This is a genomic window from Variovorax paradoxus (assembly GCF_029919115.1).
Taxonomy (GTDB): domain Bacteria; phylum Pseudomonadota; class Gammaproteobacteria; order Burkholderiales; family Burkholderiaceae_C; genus Variovorax; species Variovorax paradoxus_O.
This window is the reverse complement of the sequence record NZ_CP123990.1, coordinates 3891000-3912404: the sequence shown is the minus strand read 5'-3', so window position 1 is coordinate 3912404 and position 21405 is coordinate 3891000. Positions and strand designations below refer to the sequence as shown.

At 65.7% G+C, this 21405-nt stretch carries 22 protein-coding genes; 11 read left to right on the top strand and 11 right to left on the bottom strand.

Going from position 1 to position 21405, the window contains the following annotated elements:
• Positions 1–115: 115 nt before the first annotated feature.
• On the top strand, positions 116–1135 hold the full coding sequence (locus tag QHG62_RS18855; protein WP_281147055.1) for a hypothetical protein: 1020 nt from the start codon (positions 116–118) through the stop codon (positions 1133–1135).
• Here the strand turns inward: QHG62_RS18855 and QHG62_RS18850 are convergent.
• From QHG62_RS18850 to QHG62_RS18820, 7 genes are all read right to left on the bottom strand, one after another.
• Positions 1126–2373, bottom strand: coding sequence for a phenylacetate--CoA ligase family protein (locus QHG62_RS18850; protein ID WP_281147054.1), 1248 nt, complete (start codon positions 2371–2373; stop codon positions 1126–1128). The genes QHG62_RS18855 and QHG62_RS18850 overlap by 10 nt on opposite strands.
• Before the next feature lie 383 nt (positions 2374–2756).
• The gene (locus QHG62_RS18845; protein WP_281147053.1) at positions 2757–3569 is read right to left on the bottom strand and encodes an ABC transporter ATP-binding protein; all 813 of its coding nucleotides are present in this window, start codon (positions 3567–3569) and stop codon (positions 2757–2759) included.
• Between the two features lie 92 nt (positions 3570–3661).
• The gene (locus tag QHG62_RS18840; RefSeq protein ID WP_281147052.1) at positions 3662–4993 is read right to left on the bottom strand and encodes an ABC transporter substrate-binding protein; all 1332 of its coding nucleotides are present in this window, start codon (positions 4991–4993) and stop codon (positions 3662–3664) included.
• A 56-nt stretch (positions 4994–5049) separates the two neighbouring features.
• A complete protein-coding gene (locus tag QHG62_RS18835; RefSeq protein ID WP_281147051.1) occupies positions 5050–6114 on the bottom strand; it encodes a branched-chain amino acid ABC transporter permease in 1065 nt (354 codons plus the stop codon).
• 1 nt (position 6115) lies between these two features.
• Positions 6116–7045 carry a branched-chain amino acid ABC transporter permease gene (locus QHG62_RS18830; protein ID WP_281147050.1) on the bottom strand — a complete coding sequence of 310 codons (930 nt, stop codon included), beginning with the start codon at positions 7043–7045 and terminating at the stop codon, positions 6116–6118.
• A 168-nt stretch (positions 7046–7213) separates the two neighbouring features.
• Positions 7214–8002 (bottom strand): ABC transporter ATP-binding protein, encoded by a 789-nt coding sequence (locus tag QHG62_RS18825; protein WP_281147049.1) that lies wholly within the window; start codon positions 8000–8002, stop codon positions 7214–7216.
• Positions 7999–9954: an AMP-dependent synthetase/ligase gene (locus tag QHG62_RS18820; RefSeq protein ID WP_281147048.1), complete on the bottom strand. Its 1956-nt coding sequence runs from the start codon at positions 9952–9954 to the stop codon at positions 7999–8001. The genes QHG62_RS18825 and QHG62_RS18820 overlap by 4 nt, the downstream gene beginning before the upstream one ends.
• Positions 9955–10038: 84 nt before the next feature.
• Here QHG62_RS18820 and QHG62_RS18815 point away from each other — a divergent pair, with 84 nt between their 5' ends.
• From QHG62_RS18815 to QHG62_RS18800, 4 genes are all read left to right on the top strand, one after another.
• Positions 10039–10809, top strand: coding sequence for a Crp/Fnr family transcriptional regulator (locus QHG62_RS18815; protein WP_281147047.1), 771 nt, complete (start codon positions 10039–10041; stop codon positions 10807–10809).
• Positions 10806–11276: a hypothetical protein gene (locus QHG62_RS18810; RefSeq protein WP_281147046.1), complete on the top strand. Its 471-nt coding sequence runs from the start codon at positions 10806–10808 to the stop codon at positions 11274–11276. The genes QHG62_RS18815 and QHG62_RS18810 overlap by 4 nt, the downstream gene beginning before the upstream one ends.
• 62 nt (positions 11277–11338) lie before the next feature.
• Positions 11339–12103: an SDR family NAD(P)-dependent oxidoreductase gene (locus QHG62_RS18805; protein WP_281147045.1), complete on the top strand. Its 765-nt coding sequence runs from the start codon at positions 11339–11341 to the stop codon at positions 12101–12103.
• 29 nt (positions 12104–12132) lie between these two features.
• Positions 12133–12390, top strand: a complete 258-nt coding sequence (locus QHG62_RS18800) for a hypothetical protein (protein WP_281147044.1) — start codon at positions 12133–12135, stop codon at positions 12388–12390.
• 134 nt (positions 12391–12524) lie between these two features.
• On the opposite strand, the gene QHG62_RS18795 is transcribed toward QHG62_RS18800, so the two are convergent.
• Together QHG62_RS18795 and QHG62_RS18790 are read right to left on the bottom strand one after the other, a co-directional pair.
• Positions 12525–13577, bottom strand: a complete 1053-nt coding sequence (locus tag QHG62_RS18795) for an MBL fold metallo-hydrolase (protein ID WP_281147043.1) — start codon at positions 13575–13577, stop codon at positions 12525–12527.
• 61 nt (positions 13578–13638) lie between these two features.
• Positions 13639–14634 carry a Bug family tripartite tricarboxylate transporter substrate binding protein gene (locus tag QHG62_RS18790; protein WP_281147042.1) on the bottom strand — a complete coding sequence of 332 codons (996 nt, stop codon included), beginning with the start codon at positions 14632–14634 and terminating at the stop codon, positions 13639–13641.
• A gap of 208 nt (positions 14635–14842) precedes the next feature.
• On the opposite strand from QHG62_RS18790, the gene QHG62_RS18785 reads away from it, so the two are divergent.
• The gene (locus QHG62_RS18785; RefSeq protein ID WP_281147041.1) at positions 14843–15220 is read left to right on the top strand and encodes a VOC family protein; all 378 of its coding nucleotides are present in this window, start codon (positions 14843–14845) and stop codon (positions 15218–15220) included.
• Between the two features lie 30 nt (positions 15221–15250).
• Here the strand turns inward: QHG62_RS18785 and QHG62_RS18780 are convergent, their stop codons facing one another.
• Both QHG62_RS18780 and QHG62_RS18775 read right to left on the bottom strand, forming a co-directional pair.
• Positions 15251–15832, bottom strand: a complete 582-nt coding sequence (locus QHG62_RS18780; protein ID WP_281147040.1) for a superoxide dismutase — start codon at positions 15830–15832, stop codon at positions 15251–15253.
• 38 nt (positions 15833–15870) lie between these two features.
• The gene (locus tag QHG62_RS18775) at positions 15871–16539 is read right to left on the bottom strand and encodes a helix-turn-helix transcriptional regulator (protein WP_126750021.1); all 669 of its coding nucleotides are present in this window, start codon (positions 16537–16539) and stop codon (positions 15871–15873) included.
• Between the two features lie 176 nt (positions 16540–16715).
• On the opposite strand from QHG62_RS18775, the gene QHG62_RS18770 reads away from it, so the two are divergent.
• Genes QHG62_RS18770 through kdpC form a run of 5 tightly spaced genes read left to right on the top strand, consistent with a single transcriptional unit; the run spans position 16716 to position 21393 of the window.
• The gene (locus QHG62_RS18770) at positions 16716–16856 is read left to right on the top strand and encodes a hypothetical protein (RefSeq protein WP_281147039.1); all 141 of its coding nucleotides are present in this window, start codon (positions 16716–16718) and stop codon (positions 16854–16856) included.
• The gene (gene kdpF, locus QHG62_RS18765) at positions 16853–16951 is read left to right on the top strand and encodes a K(+)-transporting ATPase subunit F (RefSeq protein WP_041943086.1); all 99 of its coding nucleotides are present in this window, start codon (positions 16853–16855) and stop codon (positions 16949–16951) included. Before QHG62_RS18770 ends, kdpF begins: the two co-directional genes overlap by 4 nt.
• Before the next feature lies 1 nt (position 16952).
• On the top strand, positions 16953–18683 hold the full coding sequence (gene kdpA, locus QHG62_RS18760; RefSeq protein ID WP_281147038.1) for a potassium-transporting ATPase subunit KdpA: 1731 nt from the start codon (positions 16953–16955) through the stop codon (positions 18681–18683).
• A 12-nt stretch (positions 18684–18695) separates the two neighbouring features.
• Positions 18696–20795: a potassium-transporting ATPase subunit KdpB gene (gene kdpB, locus QHG62_RS18755; RefSeq protein ID WP_281147037.1), complete on the top strand. Its 2100-nt coding sequence runs from the start codon at positions 18696–18698 to the stop codon at positions 20793–20795.
• 13 nt (positions 20796–20808) lie between these two features.
• Positions 20809–21393: a potassium-transporting ATPase subunit KdpC gene (kdpC, locus tag QHG62_RS18750; RefSeq protein ID WP_281147036.1), complete on the top strand. Its 585-nt coding sequence runs from the start codon at positions 20809–20811 to the stop codon at positions 21391–21393.
• Positions 21394–21405: the final 12 nt, after the last annotated feature.

Genomic DNA, 21405 nt, shown 5'->3' with positions numbered 1-21405 from the left:
CTTTGCACGGGCTTGGGAGTGCTGCCATCGCGATCCGGTACGCTCGCCGCTTTCACCTCGCCTGGCCCTCTGCGCGCCGGCGGTGGGCTCATCAAGGCGAAAGTATTCCTATCGTATGGCGGCATCTCCATCTTTCGAGCGCGCACAGCGCCTGCCCAGAGACTTTGCATGGACTGTCGTGGCCATCGATGCGGCCCTGTTCATCGTGAGCATGACAGTGCAGCTGCTGCCTTCGTCGCCGCACAGCGAGCAGATGCGCAGCGTGTACGCGCAGCCCGGCGTGTGGGTTCCGCTGCTGTCGCGTGTTGCAACGGCCTGGCTGCTGGCCGCCACGCTGGCGTGGTGCCATGCGCGCAAGGCGCTCGACGAGCGCGGTGCCGCCCGCGTTGCGCAGCTTCGCAGCCCGGGAAGTCGCTTTGCCGCCGTGTTCCTGCCGGCGATGGTGGTCAACGCCCTTGCATTGACGCCGCTGTTCTACCAGGCACAGGTGCTCTTCATGCCGGGCGGGCCGATGCACGAGGCGGTCGACGCGTACGGCTTGCGCTCGATCATGGCCATGTCGATGCTGCTCCAGTCGGTTCTCCAGGTGCTCGTCGTCATCGCGAGCGTGTGGCTTGCCGCACGTTTTGCATTGCGCGAGCGCGGGATCGCAGTCGAGGATGAACGCTACGGCGCGGAGCCTGGCGGTGCCGCTTCGAAGCGCGGCGCGGTGGCGCTGGTGATTGCCGCAATATTCGTCTCGCTGCAGATGTGGATCGGCAACGCCGCGAGCGGCTGGGTCGATATGTCGAGGGACACCGAAGTGCTGCCGCTTCTTCTGGCCTGGTTTGCGCTGCCGCTGCTGGTCTATGGGCTGGCGTTCTGGGCCGGGTGGCTTGGCGCCGAACCTGCGCCTGCGCAGACGCGTCCCTTCCGGGCCGTGGCGGCGGCGGTCTCGGCCTTTGCCCTGTTGCAGGCGGTGTGCATTGCACTCGCGGTCGGCGGCCTGTTGTGGATTGCGAGCGTGAGCTTTTCGGGCCAAAGCAGCAGCGGCAGCCTCGTGATGCTCGCGGTTGCAATGGCGGTGGTCTACCTTGTGCTGCTGGTGTTTGTGGTGCGTGCAGTCACGCGCCGTTTCTACCGCCGTTACTTGTAGCTGCGCGCGTCCTCGATCACCTTGCCGTCGTTCGGCAGCGTGCCCGGCGCCACCAGCTCGATGGTGCCGCGCAGCTTGGTCACTTCGCGCACCGCATCGGCAATGCGCGCATCGAGCCCGGCCGGCGCGCCGGCGCACTCGAGCCTGAGGGTCATCTGGTCGTCGCCCATTTCGCCTGACACCACGAGGCGCGCACGCACGATCTCCGGAAAGCGCCGAACGATTTCAGCGACCTGCGAAGGATGCACGAACATGCCGCGGACCTTGGTGGTCTGGTCGGCGCGGCCGAGCCAGCCCTTGATGCGCTTGTTGGTGCGGCCCGTGGGGCAGGTGCCCGCAAGCACAGCGGAGAGGTCTCCGGTGCCGAAGCGCACCAACGGGTAGTCGGGGTTGAAGGTGGTCACCACAATTTCGCCCACCTCGCCATCGGGCACGGGGTCTCCGGTGCCGGGGCGCACGATCTCGACCAGCACGCCTTCGTCGATCACCAGGCCTTCGCGCGCGCTGGTTTCGTAGGCGATGAGGCCCAGGTCGGCGGTGGCGTAGCACTGGGTGCCCTTCACGCCGTGCGCTGCAATCCAGTCATGCAGGCTGGGCGGAAAAGCTTCGCCGGAAACAAGGGCCTTGGTGAGCGAGGGCAACTTCAGGCCTTTCTCTTCGGCCTTCTCCAGCAAGATCTTCAGGAAGCTCGGCGTGCCCGCGTAGCCTTCGGGCTTCAGGTCGACCATGGCTTCGAGCTGCTGCTCGGTCTGGCCGGTGCCGCCCGCAAACACGGTGCAACCCATGGCACGCGCGCCGCTCTCCATGATGGAGCCGGCCGGTGTCATGTGGTAGCTGAAGCTGTTGTGAATAAGCTCGCCGCTGCGAAAGCCGGCTGCATGCAGTGCGCGCGCGGTACGCCAGTAGTCGCGCGCTTCGCCTTCGGGCTCATAGATGGTGCCGGGGCTTGCGAACACGCGCGGCATGCGGGTGCCGCGGCCGATGGCAGAAAACCCACCAAAAGGGTCGTCGGCACGGCGCTGCTTCTGCAGTTCGAGCAGTTCCGTCTTGCGCGTGACGGGCAGCCTGGCGAGCGCTTCGCGTGTGGTGATGTCGGCGGGCTTTACGCCGTCGAGAATTTTTGCGAAAGCGGGCGCTGCGGTCTGGGCCTGCGCAATCTGCTTCGGCAGCGCGGCCAGGAGGTCGCGCTCTCGTTCGGCGGGGTCACGGATTTCTAGCTTGTCGTAGTGGTCGGTCATGTCCGTACCTTCATGTCTTGATTTGCAACGCGTGGAAGTCCAATGCGGACGCGTTCGGGGCGTGTGCACAGGCCACCGGGTACTCCCCTCCGCGAATGTCCCCCGGCCTGCGGCCTCCTCCTTTATTTCGCTGCGCAAGGCACCCCCGCGAATGTCCCCCGGCCTGCGGCCTCCTCCTTTATTTCGCTGCGGGGAGCACCCGATGCCCTGTGCGCTGGTACACGCTGCTGGTGTACCGGCGATCAACGACCATTGCGCATGACGAGCACGCCGATGGGGTGCCTTGCGCAGCGAAATAAATGAGGAGCCGAAGGCGGGGGACATTCGCGGAGCAAGGTACCCCGTCGGCGGGATCGCGCCCTGAACAGCAGCGCACGGGTGTTTCACGCCAGCCACCTCTTGCGCCGCTTGTAGCTCTTCACGTCGCGAAAACTCTTTCGGTCCGCACCGCCGACGCCAAGGTAGAACTCCTTCACGTCCTCGTTCTCGCGCAGGCTCCTGGCCTCGCCGTCCATCACGATGCGGCCGTTCTCCAGGATGTAGCCGTAGTCCGCGTAGCGCAGCGCCATGTTGGTGTTCTGCTCGGCCAGAAGAAAGGTCACGCGCTCCTTGGTGTTCAGGTCTTTCACGATCTCGAACACCTCCTCCACGATTTGCGGCGCCAGCCCCATCGAGGGCTCGTCGAGCAGCACCATCGTCGGGTTGGCCATCAGCGCGCGGCCAATGGCGCACATCTGCTGCTCGCCGCCCGACGTGTAGGCCGCCTGCGATGTGCGCCGCGTCTTCAGGCGCGGAAAGTATGCATACACCTTCTCCAGCGTCTGCTGCACCGCGGCCTTGCCGTCGGTGCGCGTGTAGGCGCCGGTCATCAGGTTTTCTTCGATCGTCAGGTGCGCGAAGCAGTGGCGGCCTTCCATCACCTGGATCAGCCCGCGCTTCACCAGCTCGGAGGGCGAAAGCGCCTCGATGCGCTCGCCGCGCAACTCGATGGTGCCCTTGGTCACCGCACCGCGTTCGCCCGCGAGCAGGTTGCTCACGGCGCGCAGCGTGGTTGTCTTGCCCGCGCCGTTGCCGCCCAGCAGCGCCACGATGCCGCCCTCGGGCACCGTGAGCGACACGCCCTTCAGCACCAGGATCACGTGGTTGTAGATGACCTCGATGCCGTTGACATCGAGAAGGATTTTGGATTCGCTCATGGTGTGGTCCGAAGCATTCGAAAGAACAACGACAACAGGCAGCTGTTCTTTCGAATGGCGGCTCTTGCGAGCCGCCACGGTGGGTCAAGCCGTCACATGCTGCAGTCCGCTGCGTCGCGGCGCGTGAGCTTCTTCTCGCCTGCGTACTTCTCGGCCGCAACCTTCACCATCGGCTTGATGATCTGCTCGTCGGCCTGGTACCAGTCGGACATGCCGCCCCACTTGGCGCCGTCCCAGGTGTGCACGCGCGCCCAGGTCGAGCCCATGTGGTCCTGGCACGATGTGCTCACCGGACGCAGCACACCGGAGAAGCCCAGCGAGTCGAGCTTCTTCTGGTCGAGCGCCAGGTTTTCCATGCCCCAGCGCACTTGCTCGCCGGTCATGACCTTGCCCTTGCCGAAGCGCTCCTGCGCGCGCTTCACCGCTTCGACGCCGAGCATCTGGATGATCACGCCGCGCGTGTAGAGCACCGAGCCCACTTCTTCCTTCGGCCCCGTGCCTTGGCCCTTGTCGTGCACCTGCTTGAGGATTTCCTGGATCACCTTCGGCTCGGTGCCCGAGGTGTTGAGCGCCAGCGCGTTGTAGCCCTTGGCATTGGCGCCCACGTCCTTCACGTCGGGCTCGGCGCCGGCCCACCACACGCCATACATCTTCTCGCGCGGGTAGCCCGTGGCCACCGCTTCCTTCAGCGCGGTGGAGTTCATCACGCCCCAGCCCCACAGCATCACGTAGTCGGGCCGCGACTGGCGCACCTGCAGCCAGGCGGACTTCTGCTCGACGCCGGGCGCGGTGACCGGAATGAGCGACAGCTCGAAGCCGTTCTGCTTGGCACGCTCCTGCAGCAGCGGAATCGGCTCCTTGCCGAAAGGCGAGTCGTGATAGACAAGGGCGATCTTCTTGCCCTTGAGCTTGTCCATGCCGCCTTCCTTCTTGCCGATGTGCTGCACCAGGATGTCGGCCGCCGTCCAGTAGCTGCCCATCAGCGGGAAGTTCCACTTGAACACGCTGCCGTCCTGCGAGGCCGAGAGGCCGTAGCCCAGCGTGATGAGCGGGATCTTGTCGGTGGGCACCTTGTCGGTCAGCGCAAAGGTGATGCCGGTGGCCTGCGGGTCGAACAGCGTCACGCCGGGGCGGCCCTTCAGGCGCTCGTAGCACTCCACGCCCTTGTCGGTCGCGTAGCCCGTTTCGCATTCTTCGTACGTGATCTTCACGCCGTTGATGCCGCCGGTGGCGTTGACGTACTTGATGTAGTCCTGCTTGCCGTTGGCCCATGGCGTGCCGTTGGGCGCGTAAGGCCCTGTGCGGTACACCAGCAGCGGGAAGAACTGTTCCTTGGCCTGGGCTTGCGCGAGCGATGGCGCGAGCAGGGTGCCGACGGTGCCGGCCACCAGGGCGGCGGTCAGAGCGAGCGATTTCAGTTTCATGCCTGTCTCCTTATGTGGGCACCTCTGTGCCGGTTTCTACGAACGAATCAAAAAAGTCAGTGGGGGAACGGCCAGAGCCGCAATTTCTCCTTGCCCGTGGACCACAGCCTTGCAAGGCCGTGCGGCTCCACGATCAGGAAGAACACGATCAGCGCGCCGAAGATCATGGTCTCCAGGTGCGAGGCCAGCGCGGTCGAGATCGAAAAGCCCAGCCACCCCGGCAGCTGGTTCAGAAAGAGCGGCAGCAGCACGATGAAGGCGGCGCCGAAGAAGCTGCCCATGATCGAGCCGAGCCCGCCGATGATCACCATGAACAGCAGCTGGAAAGAGCGGTCGATGCTGAACGCCGCCGGCTCCCACGCACCCAGGTGAATGAAGCCCCACAGCGCGCCGGCCACGCCGACGATGAAGCTGCTCACTGCAAAGGCCGTGAGCTTGGCGTACACCGGGCGAATGCCAATCACCGCGGCGGCAACGTCCATGTCGCGCATGGCCATCCACTCGCGGCCGATGGCGCTGCGCACCAGGTTCTTGGCGAGCAGCGCGAACACCACCACGAAGACGAGGCAGAACAGGTACTTCTGCACCGGCGATTCGATCGGCACACCGAACACGTTGAGCCCCGCCACGCTCACCGAACCCGACGACGAGTTGTTGGTGAACCACTGGATGCGAAGAAACGCCCAGTCGGTAAAGAACTGCGCCGCGAGCGTGGCCACCGCGAGGTACAGCCCCTTGATGCGCAGGCTCGGAATACCGAACAGCACGCCGATGAACGTGGCGCAGAGGCCGCCGAGCAGCAGCGATGCAATCAGCGGCATGCCGTCGATGCGCACCTGGAAGTTGTAGGCCGCATACGCGCCCACCGCCATGAACGCACCGGTGCCCAGCGAGATCTGCCCGCAGTAGCCGACCAGGATGTTGAGGCCCAGCGCGGCGAGCGAAAGAATCAGGAAGGGCGTGAGGATGGCGCGCATCCAGTAGTCGGACACGCCCAGCGGCACCACGATGAAAGCCACGAGCAGCAGCACCAGGATGGCAATGCGGTCCTGCGCGATCGGAAAGATCTGCTGGTCGGCCCTGTAGCTCGACTTGAACTGGCCGTTTTCTCTATAGAACATCTCAAACCCGATCGATGATCTTCTCGCCGAACAGGCCTTGCGGGCGAACCAGCAAGAACACCAGGGCAAGAACGTAGGCAAACCAGATCTCGATGCCGCCACCGAGCATGGGGCCGAGATAAATTTCAGAAAGCTTCTCGCCCACGCCGATCAGCAGGCCGCCAATGATGGCGCCCGGAATCGAGGTGAGGCCGCCCAAGATCACCACCGGCAGCGCCTTCAGCGCCACCAGCGACAGCGAGAACTGCACGCCCAGCTTCGAACCCCAGATGATCCCGGCCACCAGCGCCGAGAAGCCGGCCACCGACCACACGATCACCCAGATGCGCTTGAGCGGAATGCCGATGGACTGCGCGGCCTGATGGTCGTCGGCCACCGCACGCAGCGCACGGCCCGTGGCGGTCTTCTGGAAGAAGATGGCCAGCACCACCACAAGGCCTGCCGCCACGAGCGCGGCAACCAGGTCTTCCTGGCTCAGCAGCAGCCCGCCCTGGAAGGTGCCCTGCAGCATCATCAGCGGTTCCTTGGGCATGCCCACGTCGATCTTGTAGATGTCGTTGCCGAAGATCGTCTGGCCCACGCCATCGAGAAAGTAGGCGATGCCGAGCGTGGCCATCAGGAGCGTGATGCCTTCCTGGTTCACCAGCTTGCTGAGCGCGAGCCGTTCGATGAGCCAGGCCACGATCACCATCACGCCCATGGCCGCCACAAAAGCCAGGATGTTCGCGAGGATCTGGCTTTCGAAGCCGAACCACAGCGGAAACCATTCGGCAAAGCGCGCCATGGCCAGCGCCGCGAACAGCACCATTGCACCCTGCGCAAAGTTGAACACGCCCGAGGCCTTGTAGATCAGCACAAAGCCGATGGCGATCAGCGAATAGAGCATGCCGACCATCAGGCCGCCGAAAAGGGTTTCGAGGAAAAAGCCCATGGTCAATGTCTCTCTTGTTCTTCTCCCTCCCCTTCCGGGGGAGGGTTGGGGTGGGGGCAGGCGGCGCTCGATGAAGCGCGGCCGTGTAGCGAGGGCTGTCGTGCCCCCATCCCAGCCTTCCCCCGGAGGGGAAAGGAGCAATGCATCGGCGTCAGGTGTGGCATGGCGTCAGTGCTCCACACCCAGGTAAGCCCGGATCACGTCTTCGTTGTTGCGCACCTCATGGGGCGTGCCGTCGCCGATCTTCTTGCCGTAGTCGAGCACCACCACGCGGTCGGAGATGTCCATCACCACGCCCATGTCGTGTTCGATGAGAACGATGGTTGCACCGAACTCGTCGTTCACGTCGAGGATGAAGCGGCTCATGTCCTGCTTCTCTTCCACGTTCATGCCCGCCATGGGTTCGTCGAGCAGCAGCACCTGCGGCTCCATGGCAAGCGCGCGGCCCAGGTCGACGCGCTTTTGCAGGCCGTAGGGCAGGCGGCCCACCGGCGTCTTGCGGTGCGCCTGAATCTCGAGAAAGTCGATGATGTGCTCGACGAACTCGCGGTGCTTCAGCTCCTCGCGCTCGGCCGGGCCCCAGCGCAGCGCCTGCGCGAACAGGCCGCTCTTCATCTTGAGGTTGCGGCCCGTCATGATGTTGTCGAGCACGCTCATGCCCTTGAAGAGCGCAAGGTTCTGGAAGGTGCGCGCCACGCCCATCTCGGCCACCTGGCGCGAGTTCATGTGCTTGAAGGTCTGGCCGCGGAAGGTGATGGAGCCCTGCTGCGGCCAGTACACGCCGTTGATGCAGTTCAGCATCGAGCTCTTGCCCGCGCCGTTGGGGCCGATGATGGCCCGCACCTCATGCTCGCGCACGTTGAAGCTGATGTCGGTGAGCGCCTTCACGCCGCCGAAGCTCAGCGAGATGTTCTGCACGTCCAGAATGACGTCGCCGATTTTTCTGCTGCTGCTCATGCCGCCGCCTTCACGATGGGGAAGGTCTTGGCCTCGACGATCTTCAGCGTGGCGCTGACGACGCCGGTGCGTCCGTCCTCGAACTTGACCTGGGTCTCGATGAACTGCTCGGTCTTGCGGCCGTAGAGCGCATCGACAAGCACCGCGTATTTCTCGGCGATGAAGCCGCGGCGCACCTTGCGCGTGCGGGTGAGTTCGTCGTCGTCGGGGTCGAGCTCCTTGTGCAGCACCAGGAAGCGCGCGATCTGCGTCTCGCCCATGCCGGCTTCGCTCGCAAGGTCGGCATTCACCTTCGCGATGCATTCGCCCACCAGCGTCAGCACCTCGGGCTTGCCGGCCAGGTCGACATAGCCGCCGTAGGCCAGCCCGCGCCGCTCGGCCCAGTTGCCCACGGCCTCGAAGTCGATGTTGATGGCCGCGCAGACCTCATTGCGTCCGTTGCCGAAGCACACGGCTTCCTTGATCTGCGGAAAGAACTTGAGCTTGTTCTCGATGTAGTTGGGCGCAAAGATCGCACCGCTCACGAGTCGGCCCACGTCCTTCGCACGGTCGATGATGCGCAGGTGGCCTTCGCTGTCGAGCACGCCGGCGTCACCGGTGTGGAAGTAGCCGTTCGCATCGAGCACTTCGGCAGTGGCGTCGGGGCGCTTGTAGTATTCCTTCAGCACCGACACGCCGCGCACCAGCACCTCGCCGTCGTCGGCAATCTTGAGTTCGATGCCCGGTGCGGCGGTGCCCACCGTCTGCAGCTTGACCTTGCCGTCCTGCTGCAGGCACACGTAGGCGCAGGTTTCGGTCTGGCCATAGAACTGCTTCAGGTTGACGCCAATGGAGCGGTAGAAGCGGAACAGGTCGGGCCCGATGGCCGCGCCGGCGGTGTACGCCACGCGAATGCGGCTCATGCCCAGCACATTGCGCAGCGGGCCGTACACCAGCAGGTTGCCCAGGCCGTACATCAGCCGGTCGCCCGTGCCAACGTGGGCGCCGTTGAGAATGTCCGCCCCCACGCGCTGCGCCAGCGCCATGAACTTTGCATACAGCCAGCGCTTGGGCGCCGCCGCGTCTTCCATGCGGATCGACACGGCCGTGAGCAGGCCTTCGAAGGTGCGCGGCGGGCCGAAGTAATAGCTCGGCCCGATCTCGCGCATGTCGTTCATCACCGTCTCGCTCGACTCGGGGCAGTTGAGCGTGAAGCCGCCCACCAGCCACTGCGCCACCGAGAACAGGTGGTCACCCACCCACGCCATCGGCAGGTAGCTCATGATGTTGTCGCCGGGGCCGAGCTTGTCGGTTTCCACGCCGCCGCGGCCCGCCGCAATGAAGCTCGCATGCGTCTGGCACACGCCCTTGGGCCGGCCCGTGGTGCCCGAGGTGTAGAGAATCACGCCGACATCGCTTGCCTCGCCGCTGGCCACCGCACGGTCGTAGTAGCCGGGGTTCGCTGCGTCGAAGGTGCGGCCCAGTTCGCGCAGCTGGTCGTAGCTCATGAGCCCGGGCTGGTCGTAGTGGCGCAGGCCCTTGGGGTCGTCGTAGATGATGTGGCGGATGCCGTGCTGCTCGTCCTTCTGCAGCTCGCGGCATTCGAGCAGCTTGTCGACCTGCTCCTGGTCTTCGACGATCACGAAGTCGATGGCCGCGTCCTGCAGCATGAAGACCATCTCGCTGGCCACCGCGTCCTGGTAGAGCGGCACCGGCACCCCGCGCAGGCTCTGAGCCGCAAGCACCGCCATGTACAGGTGCGGGCGGTTGGCGCCGACGATGGACAGGTTGTCGAAGGGCTTGAAGCCGAGGCTCGCGAGGCCGCAGGCCATCTCGCGCACCTCCTGGGCCACGGCGCTCCAGCTCCAGGTCTGCCAGATGCCCAGGTCCTTCTCGCGAACGGCGGGCGCATCGGGCTGGGCCTGGGCGTGGGCGAGCAGCAGGCGGGGAAAGGTGGGGTCGGTGGTTTGCACAGTGGGCGGATCGTAGGCCTCACTTTGACGCTGGGTTGTCGTTCCAACGACAATCCTAGGGACACTACTCCCCGGAGTTTCCCGATGCTTCACGGCAGTTCAAACCACAGCCTGCACGGCGCTTCGATCAAGGACCGCGCGCGTTCTCCCAATGCGGCAGAGCTCGACGGCATTCCGTGGCTGCCCGCGCTCACGCCCGCCGAGCGCCGCCGCGCCGAAGCCGCGCTGGTGGTGGGAGAGGCCGAGGTCGGCGACCTGGTCTGCCGCGTCGGCCGCTCACCCACCTACTGGTTCGGCGTGGTCGAGGGCCTGCTCAAGATGAGCAACGACAACGCCGACGGTGGCTCCGTCACCTATGCCGGCATACCGCCGGGCGGCTGGTTCGGCGAAGGCACGGTCATGAAGCGCGAGCCCTACCGCTACAACATACAGGCGCTGCGGCGCAGCGTGGTGGCGGGCCTGCCGATCGACAGCTTTCACTGGCTGCTGGACCACTCCATCGGCTTCAACCGCTTTGTGATGAACCAGCTCAACGAGCGGCTCGGCCAGTTCATTGCGGCGCTGGAGATCGACCGCCTCAACAATCCCGACGCGCGCGTGGCGCGCAACCTGGTGTCGCTGTTCAACCCGGTGCTGTACCCGGGCGTGGGCGAAGTGCTGCGCATCACGCAGCAAGAGCTCGCCTACCTGGTCGGCCTTTCGCGCCAACGCGTGAACGAGGCGCTCAACGGCCTTTCGGCGCAGGGGTTGATCCGGGTGGAGTACGGTGGGCTGCGCGTGCTCGACCTGACTGGCCTGCGAGCCACCGCAATATCGAACAAGAAGAACACCTCACCGGAAACCGAAACCTCATGACCCTCGAAGACCAGCTCCAGATCGTTTCCGCCAATGCCCAAGCGGCCCTTGTTCCGCCGCCCGACACTCGGAAACCAGACACCGGCGAGAGCGGCCCCACGCTCGAAGAAGCCATGGCGCGCAACGAGGCACTCACCGAGAAGCTCGATGCGCTCGATGCGGTGCTCGCCAAGCCGCTGGCAGAAATTCTTGCCGAACGAGAGAAGGCCGACGAGGCCGCTCTTGCATGGGACCGCTTCGGCGCCATGTGGATGCTCTCGCAGCGCGCCATGCGGCGCGTGGCACTCGACCTTGCAGCGCAACTCGGCGTGAACGAGGAAGAAGTGGTGGCGCGCGCCATGACGCATGCCAATGCGGTGCTCAACGGCGCGGACGAGGTCGATCTTGGCGGCACCATCGCACCGGCACAGCTGCAGCACATCGCGCGGCACCGCAACTTTCTGCGCAAGCAGTTCCGCACCGGCTGAGCCGCCGGGGCATTGCTTGCATACCGCTTAACCTTCCGCCTTCGTTCAAGAAAGTTCTTTTGATGACCACCTCCCAACTCACCCTGATCACCGGCGCGTCGCGCGGCCTGGGCCGTGCCATGGCCGCACAGCTGCTGCAGGCGGGCCACATGGTGCTCGGCATCTCGCGCCGGCAAGACCCGCAGCTGGCCGAGCTGGCCGCCAAGGCCGGTGCCGAACTCATCCAGTGGGAGCAAGACCTGTCCGACGCCGTTGCCGCAGCGGCGCGCCTCTCCGCCTGGCTCAAGACACTCGACGGCCAGCGCTTCGACGGTGTGACCCTGATCAACAATGCGGGCACGGTCGGCAACCCGGCGCCGCTCGCGAGCGCGGTGCCGGCCGAACTGGCGCAGGCCCTGCGCATCGGCCTCGAAGCGCCGATGCTGCTGACCGCCGCCTTCCTGGGCGCCACCCGCGAATGGCGCGGCGCACGCAAGGTGCTGAACATTTCGTCGGGCCTGGGCCGCAATGCCATGGGCAGCCAGGCGCCTTACTGCGCCGCCAAGGCGGGTATGGACCACTACTCGCGCGCCGTGGCGCTCGAAGAGGCTCATTCGCCGAACGGCGCGCGCATCGTGTCGCTGGCGCCGGGCGTGATCGACACCGACATGCAGGTGCAATTGCGCGGCGCATCGGCCGAGAAGTTTCCGGACCGCGGACGCTTCGAAAAGCTGAAGAACGAAGGCATGCTCGACAGCCCCGAGACCGCGGCGGCCAAGGTGCTCAAGTACCTGGCGCGCGCCGATTTCGGCAGCAACCCCGTGGCCGACGTGCGCGACCCGGCCTGAACGCCGGGCACTGAGAACCGGGAACGAACATGGCCACCGCAAAGTCGATCGACACCCACGACTACAAGCTCTTTCCTTCGCCGAGGAACGTGCACCGCATCGTCTTCGAGCACCAGGTCTTCGTGCCGTACCCGTACGCGCTGATCGTGATGGACGAGTTCTATTTCAAGGGCCGCTACAGCCTGTTCTCCGCCTGCCGCCTGAGTGACGGAAAGATGGGGCAGGTGGCAACGTTCGAGCTGGCATCGGACGTGGACATCTTCAACAAGAAATTCACGCCCGACTGACCCAGTCTTTTCTCCCTCCCCTTTCGGGGGAGGGCAGGGGTGGGGGCACGACGGCTTTCATTGCCGCGCAGCTTCCAATGCGGGAGCCGCCCCCATCCCAGCCTTCCCCCAGAGGGGGAAGGAGCAAGGCAACATCACTGCATCAGGAACCTGTCGCGCTGCGCCTGCGCGCATCCGCCCATCACCGCCAGCGCCCGCTCGACCGTGGGCGTGCCGAGCACGAAGGGGTTTGCCGCCGGAGCGGGCTGCTGCCGCAGGGCGGCGAGCTTGGCCTGCGACTCGTCGATGTTCGAGTGGTTCGACAGCAGCACGTCGATGCGCTGGCTCTGCACGATGGCGCCCATGCGCTGCGTGGCGCCGATGTAGCTGTCGAGCCGAGGCACGTCCTTGCCGAAGTTGAAGCCCGTGCCGCCCCACAGCATGGCGCGGTGCTTCTGGCCGTTTGAAGTGACGTCGAACACCGGAGAGATCGTGCCCATCGTGTGGCCGGGCGTCAGGTACAGCGTCACGCTGGTGTCGCCCAGCGTGACGCGATCGCCGTCTTTCGCCGAAATGTCGCCAGGGCCGCGCTTGGGCGGTGCGCCCCAGATCGGCGTTGCGAACTCGAGGCGCGTTTCGGTCATGGTCCAGTCGGCCTCGCTCATCACCACGCGTGCGCGGTACTTCTCGGCAAGGTAGGGCGCGCCGCCGTAGTGGTCGCCGTGGCCGTGGGTGACGATCACGTATTTGATCTGCGCCGGGTCGAGGCCGAGCTTGCGCATGCCGCCCTCGATGAGCGCTGCGGCCTCGGCCTGGGTGTTGAGCGCATCGATGAGGATGATGCCGTCCGAGGTCTTGATGGCCCAGGCGCTGACCCAGTCGGCGCCCACGAAATAAAGATTGTCGAAGGCTTGGCCCGGCGGCGGCGCAGGCTTGGCGATGAATGCGGCCAGGCCCTTGTCCAGCTCGGCTTGCGCCGGGCGGGTGGCCGGAGCCGGCTTGCAAAGGGTCAGCAGAGGCTTCAGGTCGGAGCCGGCGGCGCGCGTGGCGGCTGCGACATGCGAAGCAACGCTGGCCTCCGACGGAACCAGCTGTTGTGGCTGCTGCGTTCGCATTTGCGCGCAGCCCTGCAACAGGGCAACCGCAACTGCCGCCAGCGCGGTTGTGTTCAGCAGAAGGGCGGTCTTCGGTTTCTTGCGCTGTGCCATTGCTGTCTCCGTGCCGTCGATGCGGCCTGTTGTGGAGACAACATTCTGCGATGCCCCGCGCTTATTCGATAGTCGCGCCGGAGGCTTGCACGATGCCCTTCCACTTGTCGTAGTCGGTCTTCAGCAATGTCTCGAATTGTTCAGGCGTCATGCTCTGCGGCTCTGCGCCCTGGGCAATGATGGCGGCCTTCATTTCAGGCGTGGCCAGCAGCTTGTTCACTTCCGTGTTCAGCGTGGCGATCACGTCCTTCGGCGTCTTGGCCGGCACGAAGAGGCCGTACCAGGTGGACACGTCGAAGCCCTTGTAGCCGAGCTCGGCCACGGTGGGCGTGTCGGGCAGCGAGGTGCTGCGCTTGGCCGAAGTCACGGCCAGCGGGCGCAGCTTGCCCGCCTTGATCTGAGCCAGCGCCGAAGGCACCGACGACACCATCAGGTCGACGTTGCCCGCCAGCACGTCCATCATGGCCGCGTTGGAGCCCTTGTAGGGCACGTGGCGCATCTTGATCTGGGCGGCGCCATTGAAGATTTCGCCGGCCAGGTGAATGGTGGTGCCGTTGCCGGGCGAGCCGTAGGTGACGGTGTCTGGCGCAGCGCGCGCGGCGGTGACCACGTCGTTGAGCGTCTTGAATTTGGAGTTGGCCTGCGTGACGATCACCACCGGCGTATAGGCCACGTGGGCCACGGCGGTGAGGTCTTTCACCGGGTTGTAGCTCAGGTTCTTGTAGAGCCAGGGCGCAACGACCATGTTGTCCTTCTGGCCCATGACGATGTCGTAGCCGCCGGGCGCGGCGCGCGCAGCCTCGGCAATGCCGATGGTGCCGCCGGCACCGCCGCGGTTGTCGGGCACCACGGTCCAGTGGTTGGTTTCGGTGAGCTTCTGGGCCACCAGGCGCGCCAGGATGTCGGTGCCGCCGCCGGGCGGGAAGGGCACGATCATGCGAATGGGCTTGGCGGGATAGGCCTGGGCCTGCGCGGCAGGGGCGGCGAACGTGAGCGAAACGGCGGCCAGGGGAAGGGCCAGCGCAAGAGCCAGCGGGCGGGTGAGTTTGCGGATCATGGGTTTGTCTCTGTATCGGGGGGGCGAATCGGGTGCGGATCGGAGTCAGATTTTCAGGCCTCGCCGGGCACTGCACCAAGGGTGCAGTGTGCCGGAAGCCCCGCCGTGCGGTTTTCTTCGTTCGAGATGGGTCCCGTATCGGGTAGCGGCGGCTTGACATGGCCGCTGCGGGGCAGAAGATGGGTGCCCATCCACACAGGAGACAGCCATGCTCGGAAACATCAATGCGGTGGCCAACCTCGCGGTGAAAGACCTTGCCGTGGCCCGCCGCTTCTACGAAGACACGCTCGGCCTGGCGCCGGCCGACACGGATTGCGAGGACATGATTGCCTATCGCAGCGGTAACACCCGTATCAATGTCTACTGCTCTTCGTTCGCCGGCACCAACCAGGCCACGGCCGTGACCTGGGCGGTCGGCGGCGACATCGAAGGGCTGGTGGCGGCGCTCAAGGCCAAGGGCGTGCGCTTCGAGCACTACGACATGCCGAACACGACGCTCGCGGGCGACATCCACGTCATGGACAAGATGAAGGTCGCCTGGTTCAAGGACCCGGACGGCAACATCCTCAACCTGGTCAACGAGTGAGGATGCCGCCGGCGGGAGCCTCGGCTGGCGTCAGCCGAAGTTCTTGGCCGCGAAGTCCCAGTTGACCAGCTTGGCCAGGAAGGTCTCGACGAACTTCGGGCGCAGGTTGCGGTAGTCGATGTAATAGGCGTGTTCCCACACGTCCACCGTCAGCACCGGGGTGTCGCCGGTGGTCAGCGGCGTGCCTGCGGCGCCCATGTTCACGATATCCACCGAACCGTCGGCCTTCTTCACCAGCCACGTCCAGCCCGAGCCGAAGTTGCCCACGGCCGACTTCACGAAGGCTTCCTTGAACGCGTCGTAGCTGCCCCACTTGGCATCGATGGCCTTGGCCAGCGCGCCGGTAGGGGTGCCCCCGCCCTGGGGCTTCATGCAGTTCCAGAAGAAGGTGTGGTTCCAGATTTGCGCGGCGTTGTTGTAGATGCCGCCGCTGGCCTTCTTGACGATCTCCTCGAGCGTCATCGATTCGAACTCGGTGCCCTTTTGCAGGTTGTTCAGGTTCACCACGTAGGCGTTGTGGTGCTTGCCGTAGTGGTACTCGAGGGTTTCCTTCGAGTACTCGGGTGCCAGCGCGTCGAGGGCGTAGGGCAGGGGCGGGAGGGTGTGTTCCATGGTGGGTCTTTCCTTTCGGGTTTTGAAAACAGTCTGAATCAAGGCGCGTTTCTGGGGCTCACCTGGTAGGCGCAGCGCCGCGCGCCCGCAAGCACATGCTCGACGCGGCTCACGCTTGCGTCGGTTCCCAGCACTTCTTCGAAGAGCTGCAGTTCGCTGCGGCAAAAGCCCGTGCAGGCCCGCGCCGCGGTGCAGATGGGGCAATGGTTTTCTATGAACAGAAAGCCCTCGCCCTCGGGCCGGAACTCGGCCATGTAGCCTTCGCGGCTGCGGATCTCGGCGAGCCGTTCGAGCTTCGTCTTCAGGCTGCGCGCGCCCAGCATCGCCTCGCGGTAGTTGGCGCGCATGGCTTCCTCGCGCGCGCCGATGAGCTGGTCCATGCCCTTCTCGCCGAACACGGTGATCACGGCGCTGATCATCTGCACCGTCATCTCGGCATGCGTATCGGGAAAGCGTGCGTGCCCGGCGCCGGTCAGCCGCCATATCTGCGTCGGCCTGCCGCGGCCCGCCGGCCGGCTCTCGGCGTCGACCAGCCCATCGGACTGCAGCTTGACCATCTGCTGGCGCACCGCTTCCACCGTCACGTCGAGCACCTTGGCAATGTCGGGAATGCCGAGCGCGCCGCGGGTCTTGAGCGTGGACAGGATGCGGTCCGCCGGCTGGTGCGGCGTCCAGGCGGGCTTCAGGTCGAGGGGGCGGGTGGTCATCCTTTTATTTCACAGGTCTGGCTTTGATTATTGAATGACTGTGCATCCGCTGTCGAGGGCCTTGCGAAAGACGGGACGTCTTTACGGTTTCTTTATGCGGCTCCGCCGACTCTGTTCCCCGTTTTTACGGGTGCCTGCCGAGACTCGATGCCTTGGTTTCGCTGCAGGAGCAATGAATGGATTTCGTCTGGATGGGCGCCTTGCTGGCGCTGTGGGCCGCGCTGGCGGCCATGGCCTTCGGGCTGAACCGGCTCGAAGGGCCGGGCGCAACCAGTGCGCCGAATGAGCTGAACACGGGCGAAGGAGAGCGGCCATGATCAGCCTCGAAGCGCTCTACGGCTTCGGCGCGTTGATTGCCGTCGTCCTCTTCGCGTACCTGGTGTTCGCGCTGATCTGCGCGGAGGAGTTCTGAAATGACCGCCTCCGCCTGGACTTTGCTGGCCTTCTTTCTCGCGGCGCTTGTGCTGCTGGCATGGCCGGTCGGCAAGTTTCTTGCCGCGCTGTGCGACGGACGCGTGCCGCGCTGGATGCAGCGCATCGAGGCGCCGCTCTACAAGCTCGCGGGCACAAAGCCCGAGCAATCGATGCACTGGCTGCGATATGCATTCGCGCTGCTGGCCTTCAATGCCGTTGGCGCGATCTTTCTGTACGCGCTGCAGCGCCTGCAGGGCTGGCTGCCGCTCAACCCGGCCGGCATGGGCGCCGTATCGCCCGACTCGGCCTTCAACACCGCGGTGAGCTTCGTCTCCAACACCAACTGGCAGGGCTACGGCGGTGAATCGACGATGAGCTATCTCACGCAGATGCTCGGGCTCACGGTGCAGAATTTCTTCTCGGCCGCCACGGGCATTGCGGTGGCCTTTGCGCTGGTGCGCGGCTTCGCGCGCCGGGGCGATGGCAAGAGCCGCGGCCTGGTCGGCAACTTCTGGGTCGACGTCACGCGCATCACCTTGTGGCTGCTGGTGCCGCTGTCGTTCGTGCTGGCGGTGGCCTTCGCCGGGCAGGGCGTGATCCAGAACTTCGACGCTTACAAGACCGTGCAAACGGTCGAGGCGGTTGCAGGAACGCAAACACAGACGCTCGCCATGGGCCCTGTCGCGTCGCAGGAGGCCATCAAGATGATCGGCACCAACGGCGGCGGCTTCTTCAACGCCAACTCGGCGCACCCCTATGAGAACCCGACCGCCTTCAGCAACCTGCTGCAGATGATCGCGATCTTTTTGATTCCGGCGGCGCTGTGCTTCGCATTCGGCCGCGTGGCCGGCGACATGCGGCAAGGGTGGGCCGTGCTTGCGGCAATGACGGTGATGTTCGTCATTGCCGTGGTGGCCATCATTCCCGCCGAGCATGCCGGCAATCCGCTGCTCGCCTCGCTGGGGGTCGACCAGGCGGCGAGCGCGCTGCAAAGCGGCGGCAACATGGAAGGCAAGGAGGTGCGCTTCGGCATCGACGCATCGGCGCTCTTCGCGGCCGTGACCACTGCGGCATCTTGCGGCGCGGTCAATGCCATGCACGACTCGTTCACGCCGCTCGGCGGCATGGTGCCGCTGGTGCTCATGCAACTGGGCGAGGTGGTGTTCGGCGGCGTCGGCAGCGGCCTGTACGGCATGCTGATCTTCGCGATGCTCGCGGTGTTCATTGCGGGCCTGATGATCGGCCGCACGCCGGAGTACCTCGGCAAGAAGATCGAGGTGCGCGAGATGAAGCTGATCTCCATCGCCATTCTGGTCACGCCCATCGTGGTGCTGGCCGGCACCGCGGTGGCGGTGATCGCGGGCGCCGGCAAGGCCGGCATTGCCAACCCGGGTGCGCATGGCTTCTCTGAAATTCTGTACGCGCTGAGTTCGGCCGCCAACAACAACGGCAGCGCCTTCGCGGGCCTTTCTGCCAACACGCCGTTCTACAACGGCCTGCTCGGGCTGGCCATGTGGCTGGGCCGCTTCGCGATGATCGTTCCGGTGCTGGCCATTGCCGGCTCGCTGGCCGCGAAGAAGCGCCTGCCGGTCACCGGCGGCACGCTGCCCACGCACGGGCCGCTGTTCGTCTCGCTGCTGATCGGCACCGTGCTGCTGGTCGGCCTGCTCAACTATGTGCCGGCATTGGCTCTCGGGCCCGTTGTCGAACACCTGGTGCTCTGGAAGTAAGGGGCGCGCACCATGACTGCCAATACAAAAACCTCTCTCTCGCTGCTCGACGCGGCGCTGGTCAAGCCTGCGCTGTGGGGCGCCTTCGCCAAGCTCAGCCCGCGCACACAGTGGCGCAACCCGGTGATGTTCATCGTGTACATCGGGAGCATCCTCACCACGCTGCTCTGGGTGCACTCGCTGAGCTTTCCGGGCGACACCGGCATGAAGCCGGCGTTTGTGCTGGCCATTACCGTCTGGCTGTGGTTCACCGTGCTGTTCGCCAACTTTGCCGAAGCCTTGGCCGAGGGCCGCAGCAAGGCGCAGGCCGCATCGCTGCGCGGTCTTCGCAAGGACACCTGGGCCAAGAAGCTGCAGGAGCCGCGCCACGGCGCGACGTTTCTGCCGGAGCAGGCGCCTAATCTGCGCAAGGGCGACGTGGTGCTGGTCGAGACCGGCGACGTGATCCCGCTCGACGGCGAAGTCATCGAAGGCGTGGCCTCGGTCGACGAGAGCGCGATCACCGGCGAATCGGCACCCGTGGTGCGTGAGTCGGGCGGCGACTTTTCTGCGGTGACCGGCGGCACGCGGGTGCTGTCCGACTGGCTGGTGGTGCGCATCTCGGTGAACCCGGGCGAGTCGTTCCTCGACCGGATGATCGGCATGGTCGAGGCGGCCAAGCGCCACAAGACGCCCAACGAAATTGCGCTCACCATCCTGCTGGTAGCGCTCACGCTCGTGTTCCTGATGGTCACCGTCACGCTGCTGCCGTTCTCGGTGTTCAGCGTGGAGGCGGCGGGCGCGGGCACCGTGGTGTCGCTCACCGCGCTGGTGGCGCTGCTGGTGTGCCTGATTCCCACCACCATCGGCGGCCTGCTCTCGGCCGTGGGCGTGGCGGGCATGAGCCGCATGATGCAGGCCAACGTGATTGCCACATCGGGCCGCGCCGTGGAAGCGGCCGGCGACGTCGATGTGCTGCTGCTCGACAAGACCGGCACCATCACGCATGGCAACCGCCAGGCGAGTGCCTTCCTGCCTGCGCCTGGCGTGACCAAGGCCCGCCTCGCCCGCGCCGCGATGGTCGCCTCGCTGGCCGACGAAACGCCCGAAGGCCGCAGCATCGTCGAATTGGCACGCCGCGACGGACTCGACGCCACGGCGGTCGAAGGTGCACGCTTCGTGCAGTTCACCGCGCAGACCCGCATGAGCGGTGCTGACCTGCCGGCCGCTCCCAACAGCCTGGATACTGAAGTCGTGCTGCTGCGCAAGGGCGCGGTCGACGCGATCCGCCGGCACGTCGAGTCGCTCGGCGGCAACGTGCCCGCGGAGGTGCTGCGCGCCGCCGAGGAAACCGCGCGCCGCGGCAGCACGCCGCTGGCCGTGGCCGAGGGCAACCGCGTGCTCGGCGTGGTCGAGCTCAAGGACATCGTGAAGACCGGCATCAAGGAGCGCTTTGCCGAGCTGCGCCGCATGGGCATCAAGACGGTGATGATCACCGGCGACAACAAGCTCACGGCCGCGGCCATTGCGGCCGAGGCGGGCGTGGACGACTTTCTGGCCGAAGCCACGCCGGAGGACAAGCTGGCGCTGATCCGCAAGTACCAGTCCGAAGGCCGGCTGGTCGCGATGACCGGCGACGGTACCAACGACGCCCCCGCGCTGGCGCAGGCCGATGTGGCGGTGGCCATGGGCAGCGGCACGCAGGCGGCAAAGGAGGCCGGCAACATGGTCGACCTGGATTCGAACCCGACCAAGCTGCTCGAAGTGGTGGAGACCGGCAAGGCGCTGCTCATGACGCGCGGCTCGCTCACCACCTTCTCCATCGCCAACGACGTGGCGAAGTACTTCGCGATCATTCCGGCGATTTTTGTCTCGACCTATCCGCAGCTGGGTGGGCTCAACGTGATGCGGCTCGCGAGCCCATCTTCGGCCATCTTGTCGGCGGTGGTCTTCAATGCGCTGGTCATCGTGTTCCTGATCCCGCTGGCGCTCAAGGGCGTGCGCTACCGGCCGGTGGGCGCGGCCGCGCTGCTGCGGCGCAACCTGGCCATCTACGGCCTGGGCGGCCTGCTCGTTCCCTTCATCGGCATCAAGTTGATCGACTGGCTGCTCGTGGCCGTCCATCTCGTCTGAGGAGTTCTTCACCATGAACAACAACATCTTTCGCCCCGCGCTCGTGCTCTTCGCACTGCTGGGCGTGCTCACCGGCCTGATCTATCCGATGGCCGTCACGGGGGCCGCCAAGGCAGTTTTTCCGTCGCAGGCGGCCGGCAGCCTGGTCGTGCAGGGCGGAACCACCGTGGGCTCCAGCCTCATCGGCCAGAACTTCAGCGACCCGAAGCATTTCTGGGGCCGGCCCTCGGCCACGGCGCCGCAGCCCTACAACGCGAGCGCTTCGGGCGGCTCGAACCTGGGCCCGCTCAATCCGGCGCTGGCCGATGCGGTCAAGGCCCGTGTCGAAGCGCTTCGCGCCGCGGACCCGGGCAACACCGCACCGGTGCCGGTCGACCTGGTCACGGCCTCGGCCAGCGGGCTCGATCCGGACATCAGCCCCGCCGCAGCGCAGTACCAGGCCGCACGAGTCGCGCGGGTGCGTGGCGTGCCCGTCGAACAAGTGAACGCGTTGATTGCCGGCAACACACAGGCGCCGCTCTGGGGCTTTCTGGGCGAAGCACGCGTCAACGTACTGGCGCTGAATCTTGCGCTCGATGGGCGCGGCCCAATGCGCTAACCTGCGCTGCTC